We start from the raw sequence: 22,311 nt of genomic DNA on the forward strand, positions 1-22,311 counted from the left end.
AAGACTTAATCTAAAAGGAAAGAGTCCGGTACAGTACCGAACTCTTTCATATAATAATATTGTTTAATTTTGTCTAAACTTTGGGGTGCAGTCTAAAGAGAGGATTTTTGATTTAAAAGATGTTATAAAAATCTGAAGCAGAGTCTGGTATGGTCAATCTTAATTTTGAATTTTTGATTCAATCAATTCATAAAACTCTCAGGAATCCACTCATATCCATCGCCTTTTTTCTTCGTAAAGCCAAGTCCCGGCCAAGGCAAATGACCAGCAAAAGCTTTGGCTTTAGTTTCGGCCAGATAACCAAGCATTTTTGTTCTTGATTCTGTAGCAATATCCAGATCTGTATCCCCTGAAAAGCCCCAGTCAGGATGTGGAAAAAGAACGACATCAGAATGGACAAGATCTGCGATGTAGATTAATTTTTCATTGCCCGAATCTACAGACACCACCGTAAGTCCCGGCGTATGTCCCGGAGACAGCCGGAAATTGAAATGATCATATAATGGCTTATCAAAATCATAAAATTTCAGCTTCGGACGAATTGTTTTCAGTACATTCTGAATCGCCGGAATTACCTGATTAAGAAGTTCAGGCTGTTTCTTTAGGAAACTATTTTTAAAATCTTTTATAGAAGCCTGCAGCCAGAAGTCGTATTCTACTTTTGAAATATAGAGATTAGCATTGGGAAAAACCAGATTGTTCTGTTGGTCTACCACTCCACCGATATGATCCGGATGCGCATGGGAAATAAAAACATCAGTGATATCTTTGGGATAAAACCCTGCCTTTTGAAGGCTTTTTAAAAGAAAGTTTGTTTTTTCATCTGCGAAAATGCCCATTCCTGAATCTAATAAAATCAGTCTGTCTTTTGTTTTGACAAGCATCAGATTCATCGCAAGGTCTACATACTGATCGGATCGGAAATGATCCCGCAGCATGGTTTTCATTTTAGGCACATCTGCTCTCGGGGAGAATGTATCGATATTTTTCTCGCGAATATATCCGTCTGTCAGAACAAATAGCTCCAGTGCTCCAAGTTTTAGCTTTTTAAACCCTGAAAGGTCTTCTTCGGGATCAGGCATCATCATTTTAGTTCCTGCAAAAACATCTGTAAAAGGAACAAAGCTTAATGCTCCCGCCATCAATCCGTTTTTTAAAAGTTCTCTTCTGTTCATAATCAAAATAAATGTTATCCAATAAATCCGGATCCCTGCTTATATTCAGGAATCCGGAAATAGGATAGGTTTAGTTATTGACTAATTTCATTGAACCTTCGGTATATCTCTCGCCCACATTAGGGTATTTTTTAAGAAGAACATCGATCGTTTCGAGATCTGATGGTGACAGATCAATGTTCACGGCTTCTATATTCTCTTCCAGATATTTGATACGTTTAGTGCCCGGAATAGGAATAATATCTTCTCCCTGATTGAGTACCCAGGCAAGTGCTAGCTGAGTCCCTTTTATTCCTTTAGACTGAGCCAGTTCATTGATTTCCTTTGCCAGATTTCTGTTGTTTTCCAAATATTCTTCCTGATAGCGTGGTAAGGTTTTTCTGAAATCTTCGTCACCGAAATTCTGTACGTCATTGATATTAGCAAAAAGACCTCTTGCCAAAGGAGAATAAGGGACGAGCGTGATTCCCAGTTCTCTGATCGTAGGAAGTATTTCATTTTCTACATCTCTGGTAAGAATAGAATACTCTGACTGCAATGCGGTGATTGGATGGATTTTATTCGCTTTTCTGATCGATTCTGCAGAAGCTTCTGACAATCCCAGATATTTTACTTTTCCGGCTTTTACCAGTTCTGCCATAGCGCCTACTGTTTCTTCTACCGAAATATTCGGATCCACTCTGTGAGCATAATAGAGATCAATGGTATCGATTTTCAATCGTTGAAGACTTAAATCAACAGCTTTTTTAATCCACTCCGGTGAACCGTCAAAATAGGTCCCCGGTGCTCCGCTGTGACTTGGTTTTCCATCTTTAAATCTGAATCCGAATTTGGTCGCGATAAAGATCTTATCGCGGTTCGGAACCAAAACCTTTGAGATAAGTTTTTCATTTTCTCCATCTGCATACATATCTGCTGTATCCCAGAAGTTCACTCCTAAATCTAATGCTTTGTGTAAGGTACTGATGCTTTCCTGCTCATCTGCCGGGCCATAAGCAAAGCTCATTCCCATACATCCTAATCCTACTGCAGATAACTGCTCTCCTGTGTTTCCTAATTTTCTGAATTTCATAATGGGTTGTGATTTTAAATTGATAAGACAAAATTAAAACAAGACCAGTCCGGATATTCTATAGAATTCAAACCAAGAATTATAAAAATCAAACAACCGTTGTTCTGACTGCGTTGGGAGATAATCCGGTTTGCTTTTTAAAGAAGTTGGTAAAATAAGCGGGCTCCTCAAATCCTAATCCATAGGCAATTTCAGAGATATTCCAGTCTGTATGTTTCAGAAGTGCACTGGCTTCCTGAGTGATTCGTGATGCAATCTGCTGGCTGGTGGTCTTTCCGGTCATTTCTTTAACAGAACGGTTTAAAGAATTGACATGAATGGAAAGACTCTGTGCGTAATCATTAGGCGTTTTTAATTTCAGATAAGCTTCAGGGCTGTCAATGGGAAACTGTCTTTCAAGAAGTTCCATAAATAATGAGGCCACTCTATGGGAAGCATTCTGGTAGGGTTCAAAGTTTTCTGCAGGATGCATCTTCATTGTTTCATGGATCAAAAGATGAAGGCAGGTACGGAGCATATCATATTTGTGCATATACTCGGACTCTATTTCAGACATCATCTTGATAAAAAGATCAGAGATCGTTTTTTGCTGGTCTTTATCCACAAAAAAGATGGGCGTTCCCCCAATTTTAAAAAGCTGCGAATCCTGAAGATTGCCCAGACGGGTCCCGTTCTGCAGAAACTGGTCTGTAAAAAGACAGAACCATCCGGTCTGGTTTTCGTCATCTGCTTCCCATGAATAAGGAACAACAGGATTTGAAAACAAGAGCGCCGGACGGTCTACATAGATCCATTTATCTGCATAATGGAGTTTTCCTTTTCCAATGATCAGCGAAATTTTATAATAATCCCTTCTGCTGTAAGGTGTTAACAGAGAACAGCTTTCACGCGTAAACACATTAAAATGCCCGACTCCGGCAGTCTTATCAGTTTCCAGTCTTTCCACTGAGGCATTCCGTAAATAAAATCCTTGTATTGTTTCTTTAGATTCCATTGTACTAAGTTATAAAATTCAAACCAATACAATGTTTTTAAACTGATTATTATGCAACAAAAAAATGACTGACAAAAATGCCAGTCACCTGTAATTGACTATATAATTGATATTAGATTTAATGATGATGCCTTTTTTCCCTGTTCATTTTATACTCTTTGTTTTTATGGCCTTTATTTTTCTTATCGTTATTTTTGTTACGGTTATATACTGCTACAGGATTCTGCCCTTTATAATAGTTCTTTTTAAACTTAGTATACTTTTCTCTTCCGAGTATTCTTTCGATCTCATTATACCGGTCTTCCCTCCATCTGTCCGGATGACTTACATAAGTCCTGTTCCAAGAATCATAATCCCTGTATCTGTCATTTAAAGAATTCAGCTGGTTGGTCTGGGATACGGAAAGCAAAAGATCTGCTGCCACTGACTGCCAGTTGATATCACTGATACTTCTTCTGTAATCATTATAATAATCTGACTGTGCAAAGCTCAATCCAAAAGTTCCTGTGAGCATTAATGCGATTAATATTTTTTTCATTCTTAGTATCGTTTTAAAATTAGATTACTCTACTAAAGTCAATTAAAATGCCAATCCTTCAAATTATACTCCCAATCTTTGTTAAAAAAGAACAAACCCATGACAATCTTTAAAATGATAGCAGAATAATGACTTAAAATTTCGTTAAGTTTGATAAAAACTGATGTTTTGTATTATTTTAATTTGTAATTTTAAATGGGTGAACAATAAGTCTGCAAGAAATTTCACATTTTCACCTGATGACCATCTTTGATAACCGGAATTAAGGAAATCATTTTAACCCAACCAAATCTTAATTATTATGGAAAATATAAAGTTTGAAATATCTCCCTATCAGGACGAACTGCAACTCTTACTGGATGGAGAAAAAGCAGGATATATGTCTATAAAAATTGACGGAAGGCTGCTGATCGTTTATTATACTAAAATTATTGAGGAACGCGAAGGCCACGGCTATGCCAAAATGCTTCTGGATGAACTGGTCCGCTATTCCGAGGAAAAAGATCTTCTGGTAGATCCCGAGTGTGATTTTGTACGCCAGCAGTTTGAAAATCATCCTTCAAGATATAAGAATATCTGGCATGCATGAATCAGGCTTCCCACCAATGGTTAAACTGATGATCTAAAGCATTCATATCCAATACTTCCCCAATCATTGGGGTAAGGATGTTGAGTCCTTTTTCTTTTCCTAAATCCGTTACTTTCTGAAGCGGTTCATTCCATGGATGAAGAGCAAGTGCAAACTTTGAAGAATGGACAGGAATAGTATTTTGGGCCCGCAGGTCAATCGCAGCCTGAATAACGTCTTCAGGAAGTGCGTGGATATACCTCCAGGCTTCGTCATATTGTCCGTTCTCCAGAACTGCATAATCAAAAGGTCCGAATTGCTCACCTATTGCTTTAAAATGAGAATCGTATCCACTGTCACCACCCAGAAATATTTTTTTTGTAGGCGTTTCCAGAACGTAGGAGGTCCAGAGTGTATTGTTCTGCTTTATTTTTCTTCCGGAAAAATGTCTTGCCGGTGTAAAACTGATTTTTATGTTATTTTTTAAAAGCACTTCTGCTCCCCATTCTTCTTCAATCAATTTTTCTTCAGGATAGCCCCATCTTTCAAGGTGCGCTCCGGCTCCTAAAGGCACAATAGCCCTACCCGTCCGGTCTTTGATTGATTTCACAGTAGGATAATCCAGGTGGTCAAAATGATCATGCGTAATCACCAGATAATCAAGATTGGGAATATCTTCCGGTTTGAAAATATCTGATCCTTTAAATGCTTTGTTAAAATACTTAAAAGGAGAACCATATAAGCTCAGCACAGGATCTACAAGAAAAGACACACCATCCGTCTGCAGATAATAAGAGGAATGCCCCAGCCAGATGAATACCTCCTGATCTTTGTCTAGTTTTTTTAGATCTGTATGAACGGAAGGAATCATCTTCAATGGTTTGAGGAGCGGATCTTTTTTACCTAAAATAAAATCATAAGTAACTTTTAGAGTACTGTACCCTTCGGTAATATTCGGGGTATGACTGATATTTTGAAATTGACGGTTTTTATAGAGTTTTGACTGTTTTATGCGCTCGAGTCTTTTGCCTTTTGGTGCCGCTCCAAAAGCCGGCAGATTCATCACCATGAAGGATAAAGCAATCAAAAAAACGGCTGGTAAAATAAAATAGATCATCTGCATTAAAATAAGCTTCAAAGGTATTTATTTTTAAACTGACATGGAAATTCAGCTTTTTTTTTAGCATAATTCAAATATAAATTGTGGCAATTAAATAAAAAACTCCCAATTACCTATCAGAGATAATTGGGAGTTTATGAAGTTATAAAAATTGCTTAATCTGAGATTACAGGGCAATTTTTCAGGATTTTAATATGTTTTTTTAAGTTCCTGCAAACGACTATTATTGGTACCGGTTGTTCTTACAAGAGAGCCATCATTAAAATGGTAGATATCAAATAATAGCATAGAAGGTATAATTTTCAGATTACCACGGGTACCGTTAGGATCACTAAAATACCTCATACCGGTATTTACATCCTCGGAAAGACGTGCGTTTGCCTGTATCATTGGCCCTCTGCTTCCCTGAATAATTTCAATATCATCAACCTTATTGATGTAAGTGGCAGGCATGTTAAGCGGACGTTTATTTCTAAAATCAAATACCCTGGTAAGAACCTCTGTATTTTCAATCATTCTTAGCTGTCCTTCCATAACTACATATACAGAATTAGTCTTTTTATCCTGATAGAAAGTCCCGTCATGGATTCTGTATTCATAAGGTGCAGGTTCTTTAAGGTAAAAAGCGATTCCTTCATATACAAAACCGTTCTTTCCGTCTCCTAATTCATTTTTGTCTCTTGTATAAAAATGAGATTTGGTTTCATTTCTGAAATATCTGTATATAGGGAAGGTTCCCGGCTCATTGCCAATAAAGCTTTTACCTAAATCATTCACTTTTTCCCAGCCGTTTTGCCCTGTAAATTCATTTGGATTGGTCGTCAGAACCAAATCCTGGGTATTGGTATTAAACCAGGATGAAATCATGCTGCCATTACCATTTCCTTCGCCATCAGTTGCTCCCAAAGCTCTGTCCAGAAAATACCATGACTGTCCTGGCTGGGTTTTAGGAATCATGGAAGGATGCCCGCTGCTTGAATACATATGTTTATTCAAAAAGCTGCTGTAAAATCCATAAATCTGCCAAGGATAATCAATAATCTGCCATACTTTATTTTGTGGATCAGTAGGAGTGTTTACAAATCCTCCTCCTCCACGCTGTAACAGATCATTTTTAGTTTGAATCTCATTGTTTTGAATGTTCACATCTTCCAGGATATCTTCCGATGAGCAACTTAATAAACTTAAAGTTATTAATGGTAATAATAATTTTTTCATATTCTTTATAATTTATATATTTTTCGCGCAAAACTAATGATTTCAGAGTAGAAACAATATGCATCTTTCCATAACCTGACATTTATCACTTATTGTAGAGTAAATATTTTAAAGGAGAAACAAATGAATCTGTAAATATAGAAAACTGTAAATTCAGAACATTTTATGAAACATTCTGAATAATTTAGCATTTATTTAACCAGAATATTTTTAATCTTTTTTAATTTAGCAGATTGAAAAAAGTCAAAACACGTTGAAAAATTATTCGATTATATTGCTGGCCGCAGCGCTATCCTCATGTGCATCTATCAGAAGGCACAATGAACAGCGGGCATCTTGCATTGAACCAGACAAGCTTAAGGAAGACGTAGACTATGCGTATTCAAAGCTTCAGAAGATGCATCCCCAGCTTTACTGGTATATTTCCAAACAGGATCTTGACCACAAATTTGACAGTCTGAAACAAACAATCAACCAACCTCTTACTCCCCTACAGTTTTATTTTAAACTGCAACCCGTGATCGCGGATATCCGTGAAGGACATCTTTCGCTGAGAATTCCCAGAAAGAAATTTTCGAAAAGAGAGATCAAGACTCTTGAAAACAAGAAAGGATTGTTCAGCCGCTTTGAATATTATGTAAAAGATGATCATTTATACATCACTGAAAATAAAGACTCGATAGAAAACATACAACCGGGAACTGAAGTTTTGTCTATCAATACGGTTCCTGTCAGTGAATATTTAAAAAAATACCGTGCCCTGATCAGCAGTGACGGATACAATACTACTTTTCAGTCTTATTTTTTAAAAGATGTATTCTTTAATTTTTATACGGCAGAAAACGGCTTTAAAGATACCGCAACGATAGAAACGTTGTACAAAGGGCAAAAAAACACGTATACATTACACCGGGAATCCAAATCCAGAAATGATCTGGACCAGGATAAGCAGCAGGAAAAACGCACGCCTGAAAAGAAAGTGAATGATTATGTAGCATCAAGCAATTCTTATAACCGGAATTTTAAATTTCTGGATAAGGACAGCACCACTGCTTACATAAAAGTTAAAAGTTTTTCAAGGGATTATTCTGACAAGTTTTACAAGGAAACCTTTGAGAAGATCAAAAAAGCAGGATCCAAATACCTTATCATCGACGTTCGTAACAACTACGGAGGATCTTTGTATGAGATCAACAATCTGTATTCATATCTGGCACCACAGCCTTATGTACTGATCAAGCCTTCGCAGCTTACTTCAAGGCTTACTCCGTTAAAGACGAATTATTTCAGAAAAAGCAATGCTTTTCAATATGCCTTTAAGAGTCTGGCCTACCCTACTTATGTTTTTGCACAGACCTTCAGCACCTATAAAAAGGATGGAAAAGTCTTTTATAAAATGAAAGCAGACAAGCCTACAAAACCCAACAAGGATGCATTCAACGGGAAGGTTTTTGTCTTGATTAACGGGGGAAGTTTTTCAGCTTCTTCGATCATCACAGCAAAGCTGAAATATGATCAAAGGGCAGTTCTGGTTGGTGAAGAAACCGGGGGTGCGAATGACGGAACGGTGGCTGGATTTTATTCCTACCAAAAACTGCCTCATTCCAGAATCAATCTTCCCATCGGATTATTACTGGTACAACCCAACATCAATTTTCTACATACGAAAAAAGGAGTTGCGCCGGATATTACCATTACAGAAAGTATGCAGGATATTATTGAAAAGAGAGATCCTCAGCTGGAATGGGTAAAAAAAGAAATTGCGAAAGAAAAAGAACATCAATAGTTTTATAGGGTTTCGGCGGGCTTTCAGCCCGCCGAAACTGTTTCTACTTCTTTAATTCCTTCATAAGATCTTCAATATGGACAATATATCTTCCATAATAACGGTTGAACCAGAATTTTCCGGTCAGAAACAGGAAGAAAAGTCCGCCTGTCACTGAGCTGATCAGAATAATGGCTGTTTTTATTTCACTCATCGGCTCACGCCATGGAATAAATTCTATTACAATGATCATTTCGCAGACGATGAAAGGCACAAAGCTCAGATAGTATGACAAATAATATTGTTTATTCAGATTGACCTGCATCACGAGATCTTTCAGGGAATCATACGTTTTGAGCATGGGATTGCTGATATCACTGTACAATCTGAAAAATTTACTGAAAAAGAAGATCGTCACCAGGAGCATGGATGCGATAAGGACCGTAATATAAAACTGGAGTTTGAATGGCCTGCAGAAGGCACATACTGTAAATGAAAATATAAAGATCCCAATGATAGACCAGAATTCCATGCGCATGTTTTTACGCATTTTTTCCAGCGGAAGGTTGATCTTATTTCTCTGCTCAATACTTATTTCAGGGGTTTCTTCCGAAACCTCTTCATTCCATACGTTTTTTAATTCATCTATATTCATTGGGGTACTGATTTAAAGTTATGATTGATTTGAGTTTAAGATATCTTTCAGTTTATTTTTGGCGCGGTTCATTCTTACCCTTGCATTACCTTCGGAAATCCCCATCTGTTCTGCAATGTCTTTTCCGGAAAAGTCTTCCAGATAGTAAAAAATAAAAGCTTTATCAATGGCATTCAGCTGGCGTATGGCCTGATACATTTGGATCAGTTTTTCTTCTTTTCCTTCGTCATATTCTTCCTGAATAACTTTATACACGGAAAAATCTTCATTGGAAATAAAACCTCTCTTTTTCTCTGATTTCAAAAAAATAATAGCGGTATTGAGGGCAATCCTGTAGAGCCAGGTAGAAAACTCGCTCTGGCCTCTGAAGTTGGGATAGGCTTTCCAGATCTGATACGTTATTTCCTGAAAAAGATCATCCCGGTCGTCTTTTTCGGACATATACATTTTAGAAATCTTAAAAATGATTCCTTTATGTTTTTCTATTTTGTCTAAAAATTCCTGCTCTGATGAGTTCATATCTTCGGGCTCTACAGAGTTAGTTTTAAATGTAAAAAAATGTTACAGATATTTCTTAAAAATAAAAAACCCAACAGAAAATTTCCTGCCGGGCTCCATTGTGTGTTTTATTTATTTTTCTCCGGCATCCGTTCATAAAACAGCGCCTTTGTACGAAATAATTTAATCTATAAACTTTTACAGAATGGTTTATCTATTAAATTGAACAGTCAGTTTTCATTTGAGCAGCACAAGTCCCAATAGATTACTAACATTTTATGTTTCTAGTAGTTAGTAGGAAAAAAGTAAAAATGTTACACTTCCAGGTGAAAAATTTACACAAAAAAGCAGTATCATTCGTATACAATTTAACCCAATATTCCCGGGTCCCCTCATACAGGCGTTTTTCAGCCATTAACCTCTTGTTCAAAATTTTAAAAAATAACCCGGAAGAAAATTTTCTTCGGGGTGTGGTATTCTATTAAGTTCTTTAAAGAAATTAATTCAGCCGGTCCAAAGCCTTCTGAAGGGTATGAAGATCTATACAATCAAGCTTGACACCAATGATGATGAGAAGCAGAAGAACGAGGGTCAAAAAAAGGATGATAAAGACATAGACTGATACAAACCAAATGACGGTATTCACGATATTTCCTTTAAGTCCGAATTTATTCATAAAAAACTTCTGGGAACGCTCAAACCATGAATTTTTTCCGGCTTTTCTGGGTGGTATTTCCAAGCCGTTCAGTTCATCTACCAAACGTACCACATCTTCTATATACCGGCCGTACATATAATAGATCCAATATTTTATAATAAACCAGACCAGCATGAGGGTAATCAGAAAACTGACCCCGAAAATGGCCAGATTATACTGCACTTCAAAATGAAAGTTGATCTTGATAAGGGATAGCAGAAAAGCGAGCGGAATGTAGGAAATATAATAGGAAATGTAGATTTCTTTCGATATTAAAAGCTGTGTTTTAAGGTTAAACAGATCATAATTGGTATTGATGCCGCTTTTGCACAGTATTTTGTAAAGTTTGAGAAAGCGGGAAAAAAAATAAATAATAAACCCCACCGTCAGAACGACGACAAAGGCCGAGATAATCACAATATTCCGGTCACCAGAGGCAAACGGAAAGCCGATCAGAAGCATGGGCATGGTGACGACCATCAGCCAGAATTCTGTTTCCATATTGATCTTCAGCATCTGCATCGGAGAATGGATCTCGTTTTGTTTTTCGAGGGAAATTTCAGGCAGATCCTGCCTGTTGTCTTTATTCCAAAGTTCTTTTAAATTTTCTAACTCCATTTGTTTTTGTTTTAGATCTTATCTTTTTTTTGCTTTTCGATGATTTCCTTTAATTTTGCTTTTGCTCTATTGAGCTTTACGCGGGCATTCACTTCCGTAATTCCCAACTGGAGGGCAATTTCTTTGCCCGGAAAATCTTCCAAAAAGAAAAAAATAAGTGCTTTGTCTATGGGGCTGAGCTGGTGGATGGCCTCATACATCAGTTTCATATTTTTATCATCTGCATCATTATAGGATTCATGCGGAACAACAAGATTCTCTATCCCCTGATTTTGTATAAAACTACGTTTTTTTTCGCTGCGCAGAAATACAATGGCTGTATTCAGCGCTGTTCTGTAGAGCCATGTAGAGAAGTCACTTCTCCTTTGGAAATCGCTGTATGATTTCCAGGCCTGATAAATGATCTCCTGATAAAGATCATTCTGATCATCCTGATCGTCCATATACATTTTAGAGATCTTGAAGATAACACCTTTATGTTTCTCAATTTTCTCTAAAAATTCTTTTTCCATTAAAGACATGCTCGAAACTCTACTCGTACAGCAGCATTTTCATAAAAATACTACTTTTTTAACATAAAAACTAAAATAGCCACGCTTCAAAATACAAAATCCTCAAAAAACAAAGAAATTTAATGAGGATTATTATTTTATGTTAAATAGAATAGAAATTCTGTCTAGAAAATATAGTCTGTACTTAGAAAATTAGAATCATGTTCTCTCACGATGGTATTTAATAATTTTTTATTGGAATCCGTAAGTTTTGCGGCTACCAGAGATCTGATAGAAAATGAACGGAGTGCATCGAAAACAGAAAGTGTTCCTTCGGCACTGTCTTTTCTTCCTGTAAACGGAAAAACATCCGGGCCGCGCTGGGCCTGACAATTGATGTTCACACGGCTTACCAGGTTCACAAAAGGATCAATTAATCGGGAAACCTCCTGCGGATCTTCACTGAAAATGCTCACCTGCATCCCATGAGAGGCATTGACCTGATAATCTATAGGCTCTTCTATGTCTTCAAACGGAACCACAGGAATCACAGGGCCAAACTGTTCTTCATGATATAATTTCATATCACTGCTTACCGGATAAACCACGGCAGGAAAAACAAAAGATTCTTCCGTGAATCCTCCGTTTTCATTTAAAACTTTTCCACCTTTTGCCAAAGCATCTTCAATACATTCTTTCAGATAAGAAGGTTTATTCACTTCGGGAAGTGGGGTTACTTTGACATCTTTTTCCCACGGCAGCCCCGGCTTCAGGGCAGAAACAGCAGCACTTAGTTTTTTTGTAAATTCTTCAGCAATTTCTTTTTGAACAAATATCAGTTTAAGAGCGGTGCAACGCTGTCCATTGAAGGATAAAGCTCCCAGAATACATTCGGTGACTGCCACATCCAGATTGGCATTTTTAGTGACGATGGCTGCATTTTTAGCATCAAGGCTGAGGATGGCGCGCAAACGATTGACTTTAGGGTGCAGCTTTTTGAGGCCGTTGGCGACTTTACTGGATCCGATAAAGGCAAGAACGTTTACTTTTCCGCTTTCCATGATGGGAGTAATGATCTCTGAACCTTTACCATAAAGGGTATTGACGGTTCCTTTCGGAAAGGCTTCTTTAAAAGCATTCAGTAACGGGTAATGGGCTAAAACACCATGTTTTGGAAGTTTAAATAAAATGGTATTTCCCATGATCAGGGCAGGAATCAAGGTAGTGAAGATCTCATTCAAAGGATAATTGAATGGTCCCATGCTTAAAACAACGCCCAACGGAGCTCTTCTGATCTGCGCAATCGTTCCTTCCGCTTCCTGGAAACGGGAAGATTCCCTGTCCAGATCTTTCAGTGCATCAATGGTCTGATTGATATAATCTACAGTTCTGTCGAATTCCTTGGTAGAATCGGCGAGCGTTTTCCCGATCTCCCACATCAGCAGTTTGATGACCAGGTCACGCTGCTCAATTATGAGGTACACAAATTTCTGCATGCATTGGATGCGCCCTTCTACAGACATGGTTGGCCATTCGCCCAGGCCATTATCATAAGCTTTCACGCAAGCGTCAAGAACGTCCATCGCTTCTTTGGGGCCGATGTTGGGGATACTTCCGAGAAGTTTTCTTTCGAGACCTTTTTCTGTAGGAATGCAGACGGGAGAATAGATATTCTGCACCTCTCCTTTCCATTCTACCAGCTCCCCATTCAGAAGATAGACCTTCTGGTGAATCTCGGGAACTTTATATTCTTCGGGAATATCGTTTTCATTTTTAAAAATATCTTGAAATAACGGCTTGTTGACTGAATTCATAAATTTTTATTTTTTTGATACTTGAGTGTGATTCTAATATTATACAGAATAAAGGTAGCCGTTAAAATTGATTTTAAAAAGAGACAGTTGATAGATTTGCTCTATTGATCGGGTATTTGAATTAAAATTAATAAACGGAGACCAAAAAAAGAATAATTTTGCTTCAAAATAAAATGTCATGTTTTCAAAAATAATTTTCAGTACGTTATTCCTTTTCTCAGTATGCACTTTCGCTCAGAATACAGTCATGATGGGAGGAAAACCAGTCCATACCTACGCCAAACTTCCGGCCGTGAATAAAGCAGCACCCAAGTTTACGCTTACCGACGTTACGATGAAAGACCAGACTCTGGAGTCTTACAAAGGCAAATTCATCATTCTTAATATTTTTCCAAGCGTAGATACAGGCGTTTGCTCGGCTTCCGTCCATCATTTCAATGAAGATGCGGCCAATATCCCCAACACGGTGGTTCTTTGTATTTCCAAAGATCTACCTTTTGCCCAAAAAAGATTTTGTGGCGCAGAAGGCATCAAGAATGTGGTGATGCTTTCGGATTTCCGTTCTGATTTCGGGAAAACGTATGGGGTGGAAATCACAGATTCTGTGATGAAAGGGCTTTTAAGCAGAGCCGTTGTGGTGATTGATCCTTCAGGAAAGATTGTGTATGAAGAGCAGGTGGATGATATTTCGCACGAGCCTAATTACGAAGCAGCTATTGCAGCAGTGAAAAAGTAAGTTTTTTACTTTTAAAATAATTTAAAACGAGTTGCGGCGATCTTCGATCGCCGCAACTCGTTATTTTTTTAACTTTTCTTTCTTTTTAGTGGTTACTACAATGACGCCGTTTCGGGCTTTTTCACCATAAATTGCCTTTGCAGAAGCTCCTTTCAGAACATTCATTGTTTTTATTATTTTAGTGTCCATCGAACTGAGTTCTTCGAAACTACTCACCTTTCCATTGATGACACATAAAGGTTTTTCAGTACTCCTCAGCGTTGATGAAGCGCCTCCAATCATCATTTTCCGGTGAGCGGTATCGTCTTTTTTTACAGTAGTAATTGCCTTACCCATCAAACCGCTCAGCTGGGCCTGCATTTCACTCCGTTGAGTATTCACTAAAAGATTTCCCGGTATTACGGTCGTTGAACCCAGCAGCAATTTTTGTTTTTGTGGGAAGATCACAACGTCTTTTATTTCGTCTGCTTTTAAAGTATCGTGTACTTCATCTTGCTGTGCATATACTGAAACAAATCCTCCTGTTGTCAGCATAAAACCGACCGCAAACTTCGTAAAGAGTGAATTGATAAAAGAATATTGCAGATCTCTGTTAAGCTGTGATGCATTAAAATTCCCACAAATGTCTTCTGAAGAATGGGAAAAAACCTCTATAATTTCCTGATCAGAAGCCCCGGTGAAATCCCGGACAGTTTTGGAACAAACGGAACAAAATCTACCTTTCTCTTCGGGCGTCATTATTTCCCAGTTTTCGTGACATGGTTTTGGTATGGTGATTTTCATAGTCTCTTTTTATATAGAGATGCGGGATGATGGGAAAAGGTTGGAAACATGTAGATAAGTTCTGTAAAAATGAGCAGCAAAGGGAAGCTTTTTGATTAAGATCTATTTTTTATATTTGGGAACTCTTTTTAGGTCAATACAATTCGTTAATTTAAACATCAAACCACATTTAAAAACAAACTCCATGAAAACTTTAAAATTTCTTTTATTATTTGTAGCAGCCATTACTTTAATAGGTTGTGGAACCTCTCATAACTATACGAACAAAACTTTGAATAAAAATTTTTATGCAGAAAAATCTATTTATTTCAAACTAAATCCTAAAAGCCAAAATCAAATTAATATGACGGGAACAGTAGGAACTATTTTTGGTCCTACCCCTTCACCGGATGTAAAAGAAACTTTCAAATTATCTATAAATGAGCTGGCAAGTGAGACCAAAATAAAACTAAAATTTATTGAAAATTCAGAAGAAATCACCGATAAAGATCCTTTAATTATTGATGCTGACATTTCGGAAATAAACTGGCACTTTGGACTTTCTATAGCGACCCTAAAAACAGTGGTGAATTATAAAACTCGCACCGACAATAAAGAAATAAAAACAACCGGAATCCGTAAAAGCGGTGGTGGAGACAAAACGAACAATCTAAAAAAATCTCTGAAAGATGCTACTTTTAATTTTTTGAAAGAATATGAAAAACAATAAAGCGCAACCCCTGTTTTTTTTGCGTAATATTTTGCATATTTGTAGAAAATACAGCTATGCAAAAAGAAAAACTACGCGAGGTAAGAAAAAGAAAAGGCATCACACAGCAGCAGATCGCAGATATCATTGCCACAGACGTTTCCAACTACAGTAGAAAAGAAAGCGGAGATGTAAGCATCCGAAAAGAAGAATGGGAAAAAATTGCCCGTTTTCTGGAAGTTCCTGTGGAGGAAATTTATCAGGAAGACGAAGCTAAAAATATAAATCATTTTAATAATAATACAATTGATGTAGGCAATATCAATGGTAATTATTACTGCAACGTCCCGGAATATCTTCTGGAAAGCCAGAGAGACCTGATACAGATCCTGAAAAAGGAGAACCAAAGGCTGGAGGAAGAACTGAAAAAGTATAAAAAATAAAGAGTTTCTAAACTTTATTTATTTTGAACCATTAAGAAAATTTAAGGTATTAAGGGTCGTTAAGAAACATCAAAGATGTTTTATAAAGCATGACGCTTACTATTTCTAAACAGCTCAAATACTCTTAATGATTCCTGCCGTGATTGCGATGGGTGCTGCGACGAAGCAAGCTCACTTCCCCATTGCCGAAAATCTTCGGTTTTCTTGCGCCTTACCTCATCATATAGCTAAAAAAAACCTTGCGCCTTTGCGATGGTCTAACGATAAGAAATACAAAAAACTCAGCGCTGTGCTGAGTTTTTTTGGTTTCATTGTTTTAAGATGGTTTTTCCTGCTTTGGATTTAAGACCGAAGAGTTTTTCGCGGCCTTTACCAATTCATTGACATCATTGTAGAAAAGTTCCCACCCCGGAACGTTTTTCATCACGGTTAATAAACTGATATACGTTTTCAGATTTTTTTCCAGATCCTTTCGGATGGCCGATGCGCTTTTCATCTGGCGAAGATCTGCATTAATCCCTGCCTGTTCAGAAAACAGCGTTTCAAAAGCTTCATGTTTGGCTTTCATATCAGCCAGTGCGGTTTCCAGAGCAAGTGTTCTGATTTTTTGCATATTCTCGGAACTTTCCAGGGTTTCGATCAGCTTTTTCATTTGGGCAGTCTGGGAAGAATAGCTTCTTCGGTCCAGATCCAGCCCGAAAGTTTTAAATACCCGATAGAGGTCTTCCGCCAGCTGATAATTGGCGGCAGAAGAAAGCTTCCGGTACCCGTTCAGGAATGCTTTCATGCTGTTGTACGCCACATCTCTTTCATGATCCAGCGCGGCAACGTCTTTTCCTTTTCCGCTGTAGACCTGCTTGGTGTATACCCTATCGTATTCGGTATAGGAAGCCAGCAAATCTGCAAGCAGCGGATGGTTGGCAATAACCGGATATTTCCCTGACTGGGCATTTGAAATGGTTCTCTGAGCTAAAGTCGCAAGATCCTTAGTACTCAGCTTGGTGAGTGCGATTTTCATACGTTTTTTTGTGTATTGGTTAATGAATGGAAACTTATTTTCAGAATCAAATATATTAAAAAGTCGCTAGGTTACAAACAGTCTTGCGCGTGATCTCCGGAGCACTTCTGTGGTTTCCTGCACGTAGCGGGAGACTTCCGGAGTCCTCCGGAGATTAGAAACAGGTTTGTTTTGAAGTTCCGGAGGGGTTGGGTGGTTTGTTTTAGTAGTGGGTGGGAGTTGCGGAGGGGTTGGGTGGGTTGTGAGAACAGGTGTTTTGGAGTTGGAAACTTCTGATTATGGGAAACCGTATTCAGATATCTCTAAAATTATATATATTAGACAACGAAAATTTTTGGAACTATTAAAAACTATACTAATATCGATGAAAACAATATTTCAAGGCTATTACAAAAAAACCGAAGAAGAAATAAAAGCTATATGGGACAATGGATTAATAATATTTGATACAAATGTTTTACTCAACTTATATCGTTATTCTGATACAACAAGAGAAACACTTATTGATTTAATTTCAAAATTCTCTGATAAAATATACCTACCTCATCAAGCAGCATTAGAATATAACCGTAATAGGTACGAAGTTATTGCCGAACAAGAAAAAGCATATAAAGATTTTTTAAGTAAAATTTCACAAATTCAGCAAGATTTACAGTCCACAAATAAGCCACCATTTTTATCATCTAGCATTGACTCTAAGCTTAATAAAGTTTTTGAAAATGTAAGTATTGAGGTCGAGGATAGTATAAAAAAATATTGTAACTTTTTAAAAGAAGATCCAATTTATAATAAACTTGCTACAATCTTTAAATCAAAGTTAGGCGATGAGTTTAAAAATGAAGAATTAGAAATAATATATAAAGAAGGCGAAAACAGATATGCTAAAAAAATACCTCCTGGGTTTGAAGATGAAAAAACTAAAGAAGGCTTCCGAAAATTTGGAGATTTAGTATTATGGAAACAGATAATTAAAATTTCTAAAGATTTAGATAAAGATATCATTTTAATTACAGACGAAAGAAAAATCGATTGGTGGTGGAAATTAAAAGATGGGAGAAATATGGGTCCAAGACAAGAATTGGTGGAAGAAGTTTATAAAGAATCACAAAAGCAATTTCATATGTACTCATCTGAAAGATTTTTAAGCTATGGTCAAACTTATTTGAAAGAGCAGATTAATAAGAAAGCATTAGAAGAAATTCAAGCAATGAAGTTTGCAGAGTTAGAAACCCTAAAAAATAATGAAAAAAACAACTATTATTTCAAAGAAACAACTAGGGATCAAACAGACGTTTTACATAAAAGATTACTCGAAATTGAAAAACTAATTCATAATGATGATAAAGTTATTTCTTTTTTAAACGACCATAACAATATTGAAGATATAGAAGAAAAAGTAAACAATTATAATAACTACGTTTTAGGATTAAGAAAAGAAAGAGATTCTATTAAAGAGAAAATTGAATTTATAAACAAGCACTTATATAGAAATTCGTATAATAATACTTACAATTCTGAACTTGATCATGAGATTTTTACAAAGCTGATAAAAATAGATAGAGATAGAGATAATAATAAATAGGTCTCTTTACTAGGAATTACAATCAAATTATATATCCCCCGCTAGGCGAGCTTTCAAGTTCGTGTCTAATATGGTAAATATGATGAAATGCCACACCAACACCAGGTATTATATTAGAATATGGATCTATAATAATTTAGATAAAAATATTTATAAATGAAAAGAATTTTTATTTTCTTACTACTCAGTATTTTTTTTGGAATTTCCTATGGACAAAATGTTGATGAGATTTTAAATAAAAGGAGTTTAAAAACAGATTCTTTGACACTAGAACTACAAAAATATAATATCCAAGATAATAAAGTTAAATATTTACAAAATACTCGAAAGGTTTTAAAATCTGTTGTAGATGATGTTTTAAAACTGGAAAATTTTAACAACAAAACAATGCAGAAAGTTCTTATGAAACCGCTTACAGAATATTATGACGCATTTAATGTTGAAAGAGATAAAAAGACCACAAATACTCTTCGTTATGGTTTTAAGAATAAGGAAGATTTTATAAATCACTATAAAGCTGCCGAAGCTCTATTATTGGGTAAATTAATTGAGTGTCAGTATCAAGCATTGATTGATGATGCTCAAAGAGTAGTTGATGAAGTTAATATATACATAGATAGAAATTTGAAAAGATTAGGAATGACAATTGAAGAATATGAGAAGCTCAGTGAAAATGACAAAAAGCTGTTAGAAAAAAGCTTTAAATAAAATAAATCCGAACTATAATAAAACGAAAACCTGTTGTGAAGCAGGTTTTTCTTATATCTAAAAAGTTTTTAAAACAAACTCTCATCCACAAAATTGGGAAGCGTTACTTTCAGATTGGGTTCTGCTTCCATGGCTCTTTTAATGGCGAAAACGGCGCCTTCATTTCTGGCCCAGCTTCTTCTCAAGATTCCGTTAGATTTTACAAAAATCTAATCCCCGTCCCCACCAATAGAACTAAACTCCTGCGTTGAATAATGTAAGAAAAACAACGCTAGCAAGCCATCAACAGATTCGTCAACTTCAAGGTGATAAATAGGATATTTAAGTTTCTTTTTATCCTCGGTTGTTACTTCTATTAAGAGTTTTCCTTTTTCAAATAGCTGATTTGTTTTACTCAACTTAAAATTATAAATCCTAACATCGGCTCCGGACTTAATGATTCTTTCTTTTCCCAAATCTGTAAAATAAATGACGCCTTTGGAATTAAAAAGTTCTGCATCGTTCTTTAGAAAACCTACATTTTTGATATCATAGCTTCTGGAATTGAAAATGATATAATAGCCTGAAGAAAAGAACTTATTGAGTTTTACAATCCGCCCAATCTCTTTTTGATCTTCTGAAACTAAGACAAGTTGTTTGTTGTTAATTTGTGCGGTATATTTTTTCAACTATTTTTAGGCTTAAGATTTATATAAAAATAAACAACTTTGCTATACAAAATACAGCAAAGTTGTTTATTATGATTTAATTTCTTTTGAATTAAAACAAACTCTCATCCACAAAATTCGGAAGCGTCACTTTCAGATTGGGTTCTGCTTCCATGGCTCTTTTAATGGCGAAAACAGCGCCTTCATTTCTGGCCCAGCTTCTTCTGGAAATTCCGTTGTTCACGTCCCAGAAGAGCATAGATTTCAGTCTTCGGTCTGCTTCATCACTTCCGTCCAGCAGCATTCCGAAACCACCATTGATCACTTCACCCCAGCCTACTCCGCCACCGTTGTGGATAGATACCCAGGTCGCCCCACGGAAACTATCGCCAATCACGTTGTGAATCGCCATATCTGCGGTAAATCTTGAACCGTCATAGATATTGGAAGTCTCTCTGTAAGGCGAATCTGTACCGGAAACATCGTGATGGTCTCTTCCCAAAACAACAGGCCCGATTTCTCCGTTTTTGATAGCAGTATTGAAAGCTTCTGCGATCTTCATTCTTCCTTCTGCGTCTGCATAAAGGATTCTTGCCTGTGAACCTACCACCAGTTTGTTTTCCTGAGCGCCTTTGATCCACTGGATATTGTCTTTCATCTGCTGCTGAATCTCTTCAGGAGAGTTTTTTACCATCTCTTCCAAAACAGCACAGGCAATATCATCTGTCTTTTGCAAATCTTCCGGTTTTCCGCTGGCACATACCCAACGGAACGGCCCGAAACCGTAATCAAAACACATTGGACCCATAATATCCTGAACATAACTCGGATATTTAAATTCTCTTCCTAAAGTCGGATTTTCAGCCATTACATCCGCTCCGGCTCTGGAAGCTTCCAGTAAAAAGGCATTTCCATAATCAAAGAAGTATGTTCCCTTCTGAGTATGTTTATTGATCGCAGCTGCGTGTCTTCTTAAGGTTTCCTGAACTTTTTCTTTAAACAATTCAGGATTTTCAGCCATCATCGCATTCGATTCTTCAAAGCTCTGACCTGCCGGATAATAGCCGCCAGCCCAAGGATTATGAAGCGATGTCTGATCTGAACCGATATCGATTTTTAAGTTTTTCTCATCAAATTTTTCCCAAACCTCAACAATGTTTCCAAGGTAAGCAAGAGAAACGGTTTCTTTATTTTCCTGAGCCTTTCTTACTCTTTCTATCAATTCCTCTATATTCTCATAAATCTCATTCACCCATTTTTGGTCGTGACGGATTTTTGTGATCTTTGGATTTACTTCAGCACATACCGTAATACAGCCTGCAATATTTCCTGCTTTTGGCTGCGCACCGCTCATTCCACCCAATCCTGAAGTGACGAAAAGGCCTCCCTGCGGTTCTTTTTTGATCTTTCTGAAAGCATTCAGTACCGTAATCGTGGTTCCGTGAACAATTCCCTGCGGACCGATGTACATATAACTTCCCGCTGTCATCTGCCCATATTGGGTAACGCCCAGCGCATTGAATTTCTCCCAATCATCCGGTTTGGAGTAATTAGGAATCATCATTCCGTTGGTTACCACTACTCTTGGTGCATCTTTGTGAGAAGGGAATAATCCCATCGGATGCCCGGAATACATGGTTAAAGTCTGTTCGTCTGTCATTTCAGACAGATACTTCATCGTCAGAAGATATTGTGCCCAGTTGGAGAAGACGGCTCCGTTTCCACCATAGGTAATCAGTTCGTGAGGATGCTGTGCCACTGCATAATCCAGGTTGTTTTGAATCATCAGCATGATGGCTTTTGCCTGCTCCGATTTCCCGGGATAATCTGCGATGGACCTTGCCTTCATTTCATAATCCGGACGGAATCTGTACATATAAATTCTCCCGTATTTCTCCAGTTCCTCTCTAAATTCAGGCAGCAATTCTGCATGAAACTGAGGTTCAAAATACCGTAAGGCATTTTTAAGAGCAAGCTTTTTCTCTTCTTCTCCTAAAATTTCTTTACGCTTCGGTGCATGGTTGATATTGGTTTCGTATGGTTTAGGCTGTGGCAGCTGATTCGGAATCCCCTGCTGTATCTGTTCTTGAAATGTCATATTGCTATCTAGTTCAATGTTTAGAATTCAACGTTTTGAAGTTTTAAAGATATTCAAATTAGAAAATATAGGCAAGGGAATTTGATGATGTCTTCATATGCAGATACCGACTGTTATAAATACGCCAACCGAGATTCCCCTCCTCCGGAGGGGTGGATTGGAAAATTCTATAAATTTTGCAAGACGGGGTGGTTACTAAGTAATGCGTATGTTGAAAATGCGTGTATAATTTTTGACCACCCCGTCTTCTCCTTTCAGGAGAATCCACCCCTCCGGAGGAGGGGAATGATATTCGTTGCAGTATAGATGATTGTCTGAAATAGTGAACTTGTTGATGGATTATCTGTAGATACCGACTGTTATACATACGCCAACCGAAGATTCC

22 protein-coding genes are annotated in these 22,311 nt (G+C 37.1%); 7 read left to right on the forward strand and 15 right to left on the reverse strand.

Translation table 11 applies throughout. The features are described from left to right. Positions 1 to 182 precede the first annotated feature (182 nt). The 4 genes from BUC06_RS17145 to BUC06_RS17160 all read right to left on the reverse strand — a co-directional run bounded on the left by BUC06_RS17145 (position 183) and on the right by BUC06_RS17160 (position 3,779). Positions 183 to 1,175 (reverse strand): MBL fold metallo-hydrolase, encoded by a 993-nt coding sequence (locus tag BUC06_RS17145; RefSeq protein ID WP_073335241.1) that lies wholly within the window; start codon positions 1,173 to 1,175, stop codon positions 183 to 185. A 70-nt stretch (positions 1,176 to 1,245) separates the two neighbouring features. Then, positions 1,246 to 2,247 carry an aldo/keto reductase gene (locus BUC06_RS17150; protein ID WP_073335242.1) on the reverse strand — a complete coding sequence of 334 codons (1,002 nt, stop codon included), beginning with the start codon at positions 2,245 to 2,247 and terminating at the stop codon, positions 1,246 to 1,248. A gap of 88 nt (positions 2,248 to 2,335) precedes the next feature. Beyond that, positions 2,336 to 3,241, reverse strand: a complete 906-nt coding sequence (locus BUC06_RS17155; RefSeq protein WP_073335243.1) for a helix-turn-helix domain-containing protein — start codon at positions 3,239 to 3,241, stop codon at positions 2,336 to 2,338. Between the two features lie 118 nt (positions 3,242 to 3,359). Further along, positions 3,360 to 3,779 (reverse strand): hypothetical protein, encoded by a 420-nt coding sequence (locus tag BUC06_RS17160; RefSeq protein ID WP_073335244.1) that lies wholly within the window; start codon positions 3,777 to 3,779, stop codon positions 3,360 to 3,362. Positions 3,780 to 4,080: 301 nt separating this feature from the next. Here BUC06_RS17160 and BUC06_RS17165 point away from each other — a divergent pair, with 301 nt between their 5' ends. Then, entirely contained in the window at positions 4,081 to 4,368 is a 288-nt protein-coding gene (locus tag BUC06_RS17165) for a GNAT family N-acetyltransferase (protein ID WP_073335245.1), read from the forward strand. Between the two features lies 1 nt (position 4,369). Here BUC06_RS17165 and BUC06_RS17170 read toward each other — a convergent pair whose 3' ends face one another. Both BUC06_RS17170 and BUC06_RS17175 read right to left on the reverse strand, forming a co-directional pair. Continuing rightward, positions 4,370 to 5,485, reverse strand: a complete 1,116-nt coding sequence (locus BUC06_RS17170) for an MBL fold metallo-hydrolase (protein ID WP_317041435.1) — start codon at positions 5,483 to 5,485, stop codon at positions 4,370 to 4,372. 171 nt (positions 5,486 to 5,656) lie between these two features. Then, positions 5,657 to 6,685, reverse strand: a complete 1,029-nt coding sequence (locus BUC06_RS17175; RefSeq protein ID WP_073335246.1) for a hypothetical protein — start codon at positions 6,683 to 6,685, stop codon at positions 5,657 to 5,659. A 253-nt stretch (positions 6,686 to 6,938) separates the two neighbouring features. Between BUC06_RS17175 and BUC06_RS17180 the strand changes: the two genes are divergently transcribed. Continuing rightward, positions 6,939 to 8,471, forward strand: coding sequence for a S41 family peptidase (locus BUC06_RS17180; protein ID WP_073335247.1), 1,533 nt, complete (start codon positions 6,939 to 6,941; stop codon positions 8,469 to 8,471). 43 nt (positions 8,472 to 8,514) lie between these two features. Here BUC06_RS17180 and BUC06_RS17185 read toward each other — a convergent pair whose 3' ends face one another. The 5 genes from BUC06_RS17185 to BUC06_RS17205 form a co-directional block, all read right to left on the reverse strand. Further along, on the reverse strand, positions 8,515 to 9,105 hold the full coding sequence (locus BUC06_RS17185; RefSeq protein WP_073335248.1) for a hypothetical protein: 591 nt from the start codon (positions 9,103 to 9,105) through the stop codon (positions 8,515 to 8,517). A gap of 18 nt (positions 9,106 to 9,123) precedes the next feature. Then, positions 9,124 to 9,624, reverse strand: a complete 501-nt coding sequence (locus BUC06_RS17190) for an RNA polymerase sigma factor (RefSeq protein ID WP_073335249.1) — start codon at positions 9,622 to 9,624, stop codon at positions 9,124 to 9,126. Between the two features lie 478 nt (positions 9,625 to 10,102). After that, positions 10,103 to 10,918 (reverse strand): hypothetical protein, encoded by an 816-nt coding sequence (locus tag BUC06_RS17195; RefSeq protein WP_073335250.1) that lies wholly within the window; start codon positions 10,916 to 10,918, stop codon positions 10,103 to 10,105. Positions 10,919 to 10,929: 11 nt separating this feature from the next. Beyond that, positions 10,930 to 11,439 carry an RNA polymerase sigma factor gene (locus BUC06_RS17200; protein ID WP_073335251.1) on the reverse strand — a complete coding sequence of 170 codons (510 nt, stop codon included), beginning with the start codon at positions 11,437 to 11,439 and terminating at the stop codon, positions 10,930 to 10,932. A 155-nt stretch (positions 11,440 to 11,594) separates the two neighbouring features. Then, the gene (locus tag BUC06_RS17205; RefSeq protein WP_073335252.1) at positions 11,595 to 13,223 is read right to left on the reverse strand and encodes an NADP-dependent glyceraldehyde-3-phosphate dehydrogenase; all 1,629 of its coding nucleotides are present in this window, start codon (positions 13,221 to 13,223) and stop codon (positions 11,595 to 11,597) included. 178 nt (positions 13,224 to 13,401) lie between these two features. Between BUC06_RS17205 and tpx the strand changes: the two genes are divergently transcribed. After that, positions 13,402 to 13,959 (forward strand): thiol peroxidase, encoded by a 558-nt coding sequence (tpx, locus tag BUC06_RS17210; protein ID WP_083564112.1) that lies wholly within the window; start codon positions 13,402 to 13,404, stop codon positions 13,957 to 13,959. Positions 13,960 to 14,019: 60 nt separating this feature from the next. On the opposite strand, the gene BUC06_RS17215 is transcribed toward tpx, so the two are convergent. Further along, the gene (locus tag BUC06_RS17215) at positions 14,020 to 14,742 is read right to left on the reverse strand and encodes a TonB-dependent receptor plug domain-containing protein (protein WP_073335253.1); all 723 of its coding nucleotides are present in this window, start codon (positions 14,740 to 14,742) and stop codon (positions 14,020 to 14,022) included. Between the two features lie 184 nt (positions 14,743 to 14,926). On the opposite strand from BUC06_RS17215, the gene BUC06_RS17220 reads away from it, so the two are divergent. Beyond that, positions 14,927 to 15,451 (forward strand): hypothetical protein, encoded by a 525-nt coding sequence (locus BUC06_RS17220; protein WP_073335254.1) that lies wholly within the window; start codon positions 14,927 to 14,929, stop codon positions 15,449 to 15,451. A 56-nt stretch (positions 15,452 to 15,507) separates the two neighbouring features. After that, positions 15,508 to 15,873, forward strand: coding sequence for a helix-turn-helix transcriptional regulator (locus BUC06_RS17225; protein ID WP_073335255.1), 366 nt, complete (start codon positions 15,508 to 15,510; stop codon positions 15,871 to 15,873). Between the two features lie 316 nt (positions 15,874 to 16,189). Here BUC06_RS17225 and BUC06_RS17235 read toward each other — a convergent pair whose 3' ends face one another. Next, on the reverse strand, positions 16,190 to 16,891 hold the full coding sequence (locus BUC06_RS17235; protein ID WP_073335257.1) for a DUF6261 family protein: 702 nt from the start codon (positions 16,889 to 16,891) through the stop codon (positions 16,190 to 16,192). Between the two features lie 364 nt (positions 16,892 to 17,255). Here BUC06_RS17235 and BUC06_RS17240 point away from each other — a divergent pair, with 364 nt between their 5' ends. Together BUC06_RS17240 and BUC06_RS17245 are read left to right on the forward strand one after the other, a co-directional pair. After that, a complete protein-coding gene (locus tag BUC06_RS17240) occupies positions 17,256 to 18,473 on the forward strand; it encodes a PIN-like domain-containing protein (protein WP_139263384.1) in 1,218 nt (405 codons plus the stop codon). A 156-nt stretch (positions 18,474 to 18,629) separates the two neighbouring features. Further along, the gene (locus BUC06_RS17245; protein WP_073335259.1) at positions 18,630 to 19,181 is read left to right on the forward strand and encodes a hypothetical protein; all 552 of its coding nucleotides are present in this window, start codon (positions 18,630 to 18,632) and stop codon (positions 19,179 to 19,181) included. A gap of 209 nt (positions 19,182 to 19,390) precedes the next feature. On the opposite strand, the gene BUC06_RS17250 is transcribed toward BUC06_RS17245, so the two are convergent. Next, positions 19,391 to 19,849 carry a hypothetical protein gene (locus BUC06_RS17250; protein ID WP_073335260.1) on the reverse strand — a complete coding sequence of 153 codons (459 nt, stop codon included), beginning with the start codon at positions 19,847 to 19,849 and terminating at the stop codon, positions 19,391 to 19,393. A 91-nt stretch (positions 19,850 to 19,940) separates the two neighbouring features. Continuing rightward, a complete protein-coding gene (locus BUC06_RS17255) occupies positions 19,941 to 21,926 on the reverse strand; it encodes a urocanate hydratase (protein ID WP_073335261.1) in 1,986 nt (661 codons plus the stop codon). Positions 21,927 to 22,311 lie beyond the last annotated feature (385 nt).

The organism is Chryseobacterium carnipullorum (genome assembly GCF_900142785.1).
GTDB classification, from domain to species: Bacteria; Bacteroidota; Bacteroidia; order Flavobacteriales; family Weeksellaceae; genus Chryseobacterium; species Chryseobacterium carnipullorum.

What these genes read in the sequence shown, in the direction of transcription:
- BUC06_RS17145 (WP_073335241.1), bottom strand. Translation starts at nt 1,175, where the DNA reads ATGAACAGAAGAGAACTTTTAAAAAACGGATTGATGGCGGGAGCATTA.
- BUC06_RS17150 (WP_073335242.1), bottom strand. Translation starts at nt 2,247, where the DNA reads ATGAAATTCAGAAAATTAGGAAACACAGGAGAGCAGTTATCTGCAGTA.
- BUC06_RS17155 (WP_073335243.1), bottom strand. Translation starts at nt 3,241, where the DNA reads ATGGAATCTAAAGAAACAATACAAGGATTTTATTTACGGAATGCCTCA.
- BUC06_RS17160 (WP_073335244.1), bottom strand. Translation starts at nt 3,779, where the DNA reads ATGAAAAAAATATTAATCGCATTAATGCTCACAGGAACTTTTGGATTG.
- BUC06_RS17165 (WP_073335245.1), top strand. Translation starts at nt 4,081, where the DNA reads ATGGAAAATATAAAGTTTGAAATATCTCCCTATCAGGACGAACTGCAA.
- BUC06_RS17175 (WP_073335246.1), bottom strand. Translation starts at nt 6,685, where the DNA reads ATGAAAAAATTATTATTACCATTAATAACTTTAAGTTTATTAAGTTGC.
- BUC06_RS17185 (WP_073335248.1), bottom strand. Translation starts at nt 9,105, where the DNA reads ATGAATATAGATGAATTAAAAAACGTATGGAATGAAGAGGTTTCGGAA.
- BUC06_RS17190 (WP_073335249.1), bottom strand. Translation starts at nt 9,624, where the DNA reads ATGAACTCATCAGAGCAGGAATTTTTAGACAAAATAGAAAAACATAAA.
- BUC06_RS17195 (WP_073335250.1), bottom strand. Translation starts at nt 10,918, where the DNA reads ATGGAGTTAGAAAATTTAAAAGAACTTTGGAATAAAGACAACAGGCAG.
- BUC06_RS17200 (WP_073335251.1), bottom strand. Translation starts at nt 11,439, where the DNA reads ATGTCTTTAATGGAAAAAGAATTTTTAGAGAAAATTGAGAAACATAAA.
- BUC06_RS17205 (WP_073335252.1), bottom strand. Translation starts at nt 13,223, where the DNA reads ATGAATTCAGTCAACAAGCCGTTATTTCAAGATATTTTTAAAAATGAA.
- tpx (WP_083564112.1), top strand. Translation starts at nt 13,402, where the DNA reads ATGTTTTCAAAAATAATTTTCAGTACGTTATTCCTTTTCTCAGTATGC.
- BUC06_RS17215 (WP_073335253.1), bottom strand. Translation starts at nt 14,742, where the DNA reads ATGAAAATCACCATACCAAAACCATGTCACGAAAACTGGGAAATAATG.
- BUC06_RS17220 (WP_073335254.1), top strand. Translation starts at nt 14,927, where the DNA reads ATGAAAACTTTAAAATTTCTTTTATTATTTGTAGCAGCCATTACTTTA.
- BUC06_RS17225 (WP_073335255.1), top strand. Translation starts at nt 15,508, where the DNA reads ATGCAAAAAGAAAAACTACGCGAGGTAAGAAAAAGAAAAGGCATCACA.
- BUC06_RS17235 (WP_073335257.1), bottom strand. Translation starts at nt 16,891, where the DNA reads ATGAAAATCGCACTCACCAAGCTGAGTACTAAGGATCTTGCGACTTTA.
- BUC06_RS17240 (WP_139263384.1), top strand. Translation starts at nt 17,256, where the DNA reads ATGAAAACAATATTTCAAGGCTATTACAAAAAAACCGAAGAAGAAATA.
- BUC06_RS17245 (WP_073335259.1), top strand. Translation starts at nt 18,630, where the DNA reads ATGAAAAGAATTTTTATTTTCTTACTACTCAGTATTTTTTTTGGAATT.
- BUC06_RS17255 (WP_073335261.1), bottom strand. Translation starts at nt 21,926, where the DNA reads ATGACATTTCAAGAACAGATACAGCAGGGGATTCCGAATCAGCTGCCA.